Raw genomic sequence first — 7,902 nt, 5'->3', positions numbered from 1 at the left:
GCACCAGTTTTTGTAATAATGTGTAAACAAGTCGCACAAAGAGGAACAGCATTCTTATATTTCTTATTACTCGGCGTGTTCTATGCTCTTATGGGAATGTGGCCTGTAATAGTAGTTTGTGCAATTGCAGGAATATTAGCAGAGCTTGTGATTGGTAAAAAGGAAAATTACTCAGGCAATAATATGAAAGTAGGACTTGGTTTTGGTGCTGGTATGTTTATATATTCGCTTCATGCGATGTATTTCACATTCGTATTTGGAGTAGAAGGTCTTACAAAACAATTCCCTAAGATGTTTACAACAGACTATGCAACATTTCTTTATAATTTTTACACCCCTAAAAACATTGCAATTTGCGTAGTGATCGCAATCGTTGCATCAATTATTGGTGCTAATTTTGGAACATATATTTACAACAAATTCTTTAGCAACAGGAAGAAAAAAAGTGTTTTGTAAAGGTGAAAAAAACTATATAGAAGGGTACCAACTATTAGATAAAATCAACCCACTTACTATAGTTGGGTTGATTTTACTATTTTCAGTTATTCTAACTGTTGGAGAGCAATCACAATATTTATTTTCCCTTATTTTTGTCTTAGGACTACTATTCTTATTTTCTATAAGAAAGGCATTTAGAACGATATGTTCATTGCTTATAGTATGGGGGCTTATTTATTTGCTGAAACCCCACTTAGGAAATGTTTTGGTTGGTTCTATATATACAATGCTACTTATAGTGTTGAAATTTGCTCCACTTTTCATTTTGGGAAAAGTGCTGTCTTCATATAGTTCTTCGCATCTAATTGCTGCATTTAGAAAAATTGGTATTGATGGTGGAATAGGTATAGGAATCACACTGTTTTTTCGTTTTATTCCGGAAATTTCTATTAGGATGAAGGAAATAAACAATGGCATGAAAATTAGAGGATTTAAAGCAAGTATTTTCAAACCAATTAAAACATTTGAATTATATTTTGTTCCTCTTATGTATAAGTGCATAGATATAAGCGATACCTTAACTTGTTCAATCATATCAAAAGGCATTGAATATGATGGTAAAAAAACAAGTTTTCATGATGTAAAATTTACTTTTATCGATATTGTAATGTTAATGATTGGAATAATTTTGGTTTTGGTGAGTGTATGGAAAATATGTTAGAAGCAAATATACGCAAATTTTCATACGGAGAGGACTTAGTACTAAAAGACTTAAAACTGTCTGTAAAAAAAGGAGAGATAGTTGTATTAACAGGTCTTTCAGGATGTGGGAAAACAACATTTTTAAGACTTCTAAATGGACTCATTCCATATTTTTACGAAGGAAATTTAGAAGGTAATGTTGAGCTTTTGGGAAAAGAAATTTCTTCGTATCAGAAAGGTGAACTTGCAAAATATATAGGAAATGTATTTCAAAATCCCAAGGATCAGTTCTTTTGCGATGTGGTTGAAGATGAAGTTGCTTTGGTAGGAGAAAATCTTGGGTTAGATGGGAACTTATTAAAAGAAAAGGTAGATAAAGCATTAAATTTACTGGAGATAGGTCATATAAGAAAAAAATCTATCTTTGAATTGTCTGGTGGAGAAAGACAAAAGGTGGCGATAGCAGGAACACTTATTTATGATACAGACATTATCTTTTTCGATGAACCTTCAAGTAGCCTTGATTATGACAGTATAAGGAAATTTGAAAACATACTTGTTAAGTTAAAAGCGATTGGCAAGACAATTGTAATAGCTGAACATAGATTGTATTACCTTAAAAATATTTTTGATCGTCTTGTCTATATGAAAGATGGAACGGTAGAAAATATTTTTAAAAAAGGTGAACTCGATAACCGGAAGTGTAAAGAACTGGAATTAAGAACATTAAATGAAAAAGAACTTGTGTCGGAAAAAGAGCCATTAAAAACCAGAAGCTATATAAAAGTCGACAATGCAAATATTCACCAAGGGAAAAGAACTTTGATAAAAGATTTGACTTTTGACATTAAAGAAAAAGAAATCATGGGAATTATTGGTTCTAATGGAATTGGGAAAACAACATTAGCAAATTCTTTGTGTGGGCTTTCAGAAAAAAGATTAGATGTGAATTATGGAAAGAACAAGAAGGAACGATTGAAAAATTCTTATTTAGTTTTGCAAGATGTTGATGCTCAGATTTTTTTAGACACTGTGGAAAATGAGCTGATATTTTGTAAAGAAAAGAATACGGAAAGTGATTTAGAAGAAATACGAGATTACTTAAAGAAAACAAAGTTGTGGCATAAGAAAGTAAGCCACCCACAAAAACTGTCTGGTGGTCAAAAACAAAGACTTGCGATTATTACTTCGTTTTTATCCAATCGAAAAGTGATAGTTTTAGATGAACCGACCTCTGGACTTGATTATAGAAGTATGAGTATTATATCTGATTTAATTACAGAAAAATCAGAGGAAGTTCCATTTATCATTATTACGCATGACTTGGAACTACTATTCAAAACTTGCCATTCTGTTTTAATGATTGGTAGAGAAAATTATAAAAAAATATCTGTAAAAGGAAATGAACAAGTGATTATGGATTTTATGGATAATAAAAAATCTTTGATTAAGGAGGAGAATGATGTTAAATAAGGTTTTTGAGTATGCTGGTTCGCATAAGAAAACAATACATTTAGCGAGTTTTATTATGCTATTAAGTGTCATTATGGGAGTTGTGCCATTTCTATTTGCTTATCAGATTATAAATCCTTTGATTTTAGGACAAAATTTGGAATTCAAAAGGTTAGTTATTTTGCTTGCCGGTATTTTGATATGTTTGGTTTTGCAAGCATTATTAGGTGGTTTGGCTCTTAATATGTCCCATAAGGCAGCATATAACACATTATTTGGACTTAGAACATCTCTACAAAAAAAGATGGAGAATCTTCCCTTAGGAGCTATTGAAGAAAAGGGAACAGGTGCTATTAAAAAGATGTTTGTAGATGATATTGGTAGTTTGGAAGTTCTTTTGGCACACTCATTGCCTGAAGGAATTGCCAATTTAATTGTGCCTGTAATGGTATATATTGCAATGTTTTTCGTTGACTGGAGACTGGCACTTATGTCTTTGGCATCCATTCCACTAAGCATTGTCGCTATGATGATTATGTATTCCGCAGGAATGAAAAAAATGGGACCATATTATATGGCGAGTGGAAAAATGAATAATACCATTATTGAATATGTGAATGGTATGGAAGTAGTAAAAGTGTTTAACAAGCAAGCGGAATCATATCAAAGATTTTCTAAAGATGTTGGAGATTATAGAGATTATGCACTCGCTTGGTATAAGACTGCATGGCCATGGATGGCATTATATAGTGCCTTGCTCCCATGCACGATTATATTAACATTGCCGCTTGGCGGTTACTTTGCTTACATGGGCTATGTTAGTCTTTCTGATTTGATATTGGTTTTATGCCTATCTTTGAGTATTGGCTTACCACTCTTAAAGGCTTTGGGATTTTTACCAACAATGCCACAGCTTAATTATAAAATATCTGCATTGGAAGATGCTTTAAATATAGAACCATTAAAACAAGGTGAAAACAGGTTTAAAGGTATAGATCATACTATTTCCTATGACAATGTTACATTTGGTTATCAACTAAGCAAGATGGGAGAGAATGGACAACCTGAAACATACATTAAAAATGTGATTCATAATGTGAGCTTTACAGCAAAAGTTGGAGAAAAGACAGCCATTGTTGGAGAATCAGGCTCAGGTAAAAGCACTTTAGCGAAACTCTTAATTCATTACTATGATGTTTTAGAGGGAAGCATTAGCATTGGAGGACAAAATTTACAGGATATGAGTCTTAAGGCACTGAATAAAGAGATTTCTTATGTATCTCAAGACCAATATTTATTTAATACTTCACTCTTAGAAAATATTCGTATCGGAAATTTGTCAGCTACCGATGAAGAAGTGATAGAAGCTGCAAAGAAAGCTCAGTGTATGGAATTTTTAGATAAGCTCCCAAATGGTATTTACTCTTTGGCTGGCGAGGCAGGAAAGATGTTATCAGGTGGAGAGAGACAAAGAATATCCCTTGCAAGAGCTATCTTAAAAAATGCACCGATTGTTGTACTTGATGAGGCAACAGCCTATGCAGATCCTGAAAATGAAGAAAAGATGGAAGCTGCGATTGCTGAACTTGTAAAAGGTAAAACATTGATTGTAATTGCTCATAAACTTCCGGCAATTGTAGATGCAGACCAAATATTGGTAATGAATCATGGTCGTTTAGTTGCAAATGGAAAACATAAGGACTTGTTAGAATCATCAGCAGAGTATCGTAAATTATGGAATGCGACAATATTTAGTAAGGAATGGAAAATTGATAGAAAGGCAGGTGAAATGAATGTTTAAGCTAATATCAAGAATTTTAAACTTGTCAGGAAAGTATAAAAATAGAATTAAAGGGGCATTTGTTTTTGCCTTCGTTGAATCCATATTAAGTAAAATGCCTATATTTATTGCATTTACCGTTTTGATAGGATTTTATGAAAAAACGAATACCTCCAAAACTTTTCTATATGTAGGAATAGGACTTGTTTTAGTGGTTTTATTACAAGCGGTGGTTCATTTCTTAAGCGATAAATTGCAAAGTGCAGCCGGCTTTCTGATTTTTGCAGACAAAAGGATGGAGCTTGGAAATCACCTTAGAAAACTTCCTATGGGATATTTTACAGCAGGTAATTTAGGAAAAATAAATTCTGTTTTAAGTTCGGACATGGCTTTTATTGAAGAAGTTTCCATGAGTACGATTGCCAATATGATGAGCTATGTATTATCAACACTTGTACTAACAGTATTCATGTTTGTTTTAGATTACAGAATTGGACTGATTGCTGTGTGTGTAACACTGGTTGCAACACTGCTTGCAAATAGCATGAATAAGATGTCTTTATCGGAAGCGGCTATTAGACAAGAACAGAGTGAAAAACTAACAGATGCAGTTTTATCATTTGCAGAAGGAATTAGTGTAATCAAAAGCTATAACCTTTTAGGAGACAATTCAAAGGCTCTTACAGACAGCTTTGCTTCATCAAGAGACACTTCTATAAAGTTTGAAAAGAAGATGACACCTTGGACAAGCGGATTGAACATCATTTATGGTATCGGAATTACATTTATTTTGGCACTTGCTTTGTATCTTCATTTACAAGGAATGTTGAAACTTCCTTATGTGTTAGGACTGATACTATTTGTATTTGACTTATTTAGTCCATTAAAAACTCTTTATGGAGAAGCAAGTAGGCTAACAGTTATGAATGCTGCTTTAGATCGTATTGAAGAATTATTAAACGAGACAGAACTACAGGATACAGGTAAAAAACATATCTTAAAGGCTAGGTTTGGTGAGCCGGAAATTAGTTTTAATCATGTGAAATTTTCTTATGGAGAAAAAGAGGTTTTGCATGATATGAATTTTGAAATGAAAAAGAATACAATGACAGCTTTAGTTGGACCATCTGGTGGAGGAAAATCTACAGTAGCCAACCTTTTAGCGAGATTTTGGGATGTAGACTCCGGTGAAATTTTGATTAGAGGAGTGAATATAAAGGATGTTTCACTATCTGAATTGATGTCGGAAATTAGTATGGTTTTCCAAAGAGTGTATTTATTCCAAGATACGATTTTTAATAATATTGCCATGGGGAAAGAAAATGCGACGAAAGAAGAAGTTATAGAAGCCGCAAAAAAAGCAAGATGCTATGACTTCATTATGGCACTTCCTGATGGATTTGACACAATGATTGGAGAAGGAGGAGCAACTCTATCCGGTGGTGAAAAGCAAAGAATTTCTATTGCTCGCTGCATATTAAAAGATGCTCCTATTGTAATTCTTGACGAGGCAACAGCAAGTGTTGATGTGGACAATGAAAGCTATATACAGGAAGCAATCAGTGAATTGGTAAAGAATAAAACATTATTAGTTATCGCCCATAGATTAAATACTATTAGAGATGCCGATAGTATTATTGTAATCAAGGAAGGGAATATTGCAGAACAAGGAACCCATAATGAGCTAATTGCTTTAAATGGGATTTATAAAAATATGGTAGAGCTCCAAGAAAAAAATAAAGGACTAAAAATTATATAAAAATTGGTCTAAGAGAGGAGAAGGCAATGAAACAAGATATGAAAGAACAATTATTAACAAAAAGACCGATAGATTTACTCTTTCAGTTATCTATTCCGGCAGTTATCGGAATGATTGTTATCGGTCTGTATCCGTTAATGGACGGAATATTTGCAGGGAAAATTATAGGACAGACAGCAATGACTGCCTGTGGTGTCGCAATGCCACTTACCTTTTTCAACAGCGGTGTTTCAACTTTACTTGGTGTAGGTTCTGCATCTGTACTTTCAAGAGCAATCGGTAAAGGGGATCAAAAAACTGTAGATAAAATTATGGGTAACCTAATCTATTGGGTGATTTTCTTCTCTGTAATTATTACAGTTGGAGGAATACTTCTTGCTCCGCATTTTTTAGATATGGTCGGTGCAACGGGTGAAATCAAAGCCTATGGTATTAGATACCTTAGAGTAATTTTTATAGGTTCTCTATTTGTAAACTTCACACAGTCCGCAAACATGGTTATGCGTGGCGAAGGACTGATGAAAAAAGCTATGACGATTATGGGACTTGGAGCATTACTGAATATCATTCTTGATCCGATTTTAATGACAGTTATGGGTGAATATGCGATTGAAGGTGCTGCCCTTGCAACCATCACAGCACAATTTGTTCAGGCAGTGGCAACACTACATTATTTCTTGAAAAAGAGTAAAGTTGTTAAAATCCATAAGATAAAGTCTGATGCGGAAATTAAAAAAGAAATGTTTTCTGTCGGTTCATCCGCTATGATGATGCAGCTTTTGTTTATGATTCAACAGACTATGCTCTATAAAATGGCATTTAAGTATGGCGGAGATACCAATGGAATTTTGATGGCGGCATCACTTCGTGTATATGCCTTTTCATTTATTCCTCTTTGGGGAATGAGTCAAGGCTTACAACCTGTTGTTGGAACAAACTTTGGAGCAAAGCAGTATGACAGAGTAAGACAGGCTATGAAGGTCTTTTCTATTGGCGGTTTAGTTCTTGCAGCAATCTTTTGGATTCCGTCTTTATTGCTTTCAAGTCAAATACTATCTTTATTCGGTGTAGAAGCAAACATCATTGCACAGGGTGTTGGAAACTTTAGATTGTTCTATTCCGTATTTATTTTGTATGGAGTAATGGTTATGACTGTTACTTTCTTCCAATCAATCGGAAACGGAAAGAAAGCTGGGATAATCGTAATGCTTAGACAACTGTTTTTGTTTGTTCCTGCCATGATTTTATTGCCAATGATATTTGGAGTAAAAGCTGTTTGGTTTACACAGCCACTTGTTGATTTCATTATGATTGTTGTTGGCGTTTTCATGATGATTGCGGAACTGAATAAAATGGGGAAAGAAAAAGTTCAAGCGTAAAATTTCTTATTAGGTGTTTAGAATTTGAAACATTAGAAGGACTTAATTTATGGAAAATAGTTAGCTATAAAATGGAGGGATAGAAATGGAAAAGTCTATATATTTATTTGAAAGAATAAACCACAATAAAAATAGTCCTTTTTCCTATAAGCTTTATAGCTGTTTGTCTTTCCATATGCTCGTCTAAACAATTAAATATAATTAAAGGAAGAACAAGTTTCTTTCGTTTTAGAGGACTTCTTATGCCAAGGTGCAGGAGTCCTCCTTTTTTTGTTTTAAAACGCAGACAAAAAGAAATGGAGGAAGCATATATGCCAAAAAAATATTACCTTTATATCAACGGACAAAAGGTCAAAGTCAGTGAAGATATTTATAAAGTCTACTGGCGAGAA

Annotated in this window: 6 protein-coding genes and 1 pseudogene; all 7 read left to right on the top strand. The window is 33.6% G+C overall.

The features are described from left to right. The coding region (locus ACU68U_RS08885; protein WP_446763169.1) for an MptD family putative ECF transporter S component at nt 1–456 on the top strand (456 nt) is incomplete at its 5' end. Further along, a complete protein-coding gene (locus tag ACU68U_RS08880; RefSeq protein ID WP_425339113.1) occupies nt 389–1,159 on the top strand; it encodes an energy-coupling factor transporter transmembrane component T family protein in 771 nt (256 codons plus the stop codon). The genes ACU68U_RS08885 and ACU68U_RS08880, both read left to right, overlap by 68 nt. Beyond that, nucleotides 1,144–2,613: an ABC transporter ATP-binding protein gene (locus ACU68U_RS08875; protein ID WP_446763168.1), complete on the top strand. Its 1,470-nt coding sequence runs from the start codon at nt 1,144–1,146 to the stop codon at nt 2,611–2,613. The genes ACU68U_RS08880 and ACU68U_RS08875 overlap by 16 nt, the downstream gene beginning before the upstream one ends. Beyond that, entirely contained in the window at nt 2,603–4,393 is a 1,791-nt protein-coding gene (locus ACU68U_RS08870) for an ABC transporter ATP-binding protein (protein ID WP_446763167.1), read from the top strand. Before ACU68U_RS08875 ends, ACU68U_RS08870 begins: the two co-directional genes overlap by 11 nt. Continuing rightward, nucleotides 4,386–6,131 (top strand): ABC transporter ATP-binding protein, encoded by a 1,746-nt coding sequence (locus ACU68U_RS08865; protein ID WP_446763166.1) that lies wholly within the window; start codon nt 4,386–4,388, stop codon nt 6,129–6,131. Before ACU68U_RS08870 ends, ACU68U_RS08865 begins: the two co-directional genes overlap by 8 nt. A gap of 26 nt (nt 6,132–6,157) precedes the next feature. Then, nucleotides 6,158–7,510: an MATE family efflux transporter gene (locus ACU68U_RS08860; protein ID WP_002834842.1), complete on the top strand. Its 1,353-nt coding sequence runs from the start codon at nt 6,158–6,160 to the stop codon at nt 7,508–7,510. Nucleotides 7,511–7,752: 242 nt separating this feature from the next. Further along, nucleotides 7,753–7,902: pseudogene (locus ACU68U_RS08855) on the top strand (sigma-70 family RNA polymerase sigma factor); the annotation flags it as partial.

Source organism: Finegoldia sp. P3-F-LR, from assembly GCF_052932165.1.
The sequence above is the reverse complement of the archived record's forward strand: the minus strand, read 5'-3'. Positions and strand labels throughout refer to the sequence as shown.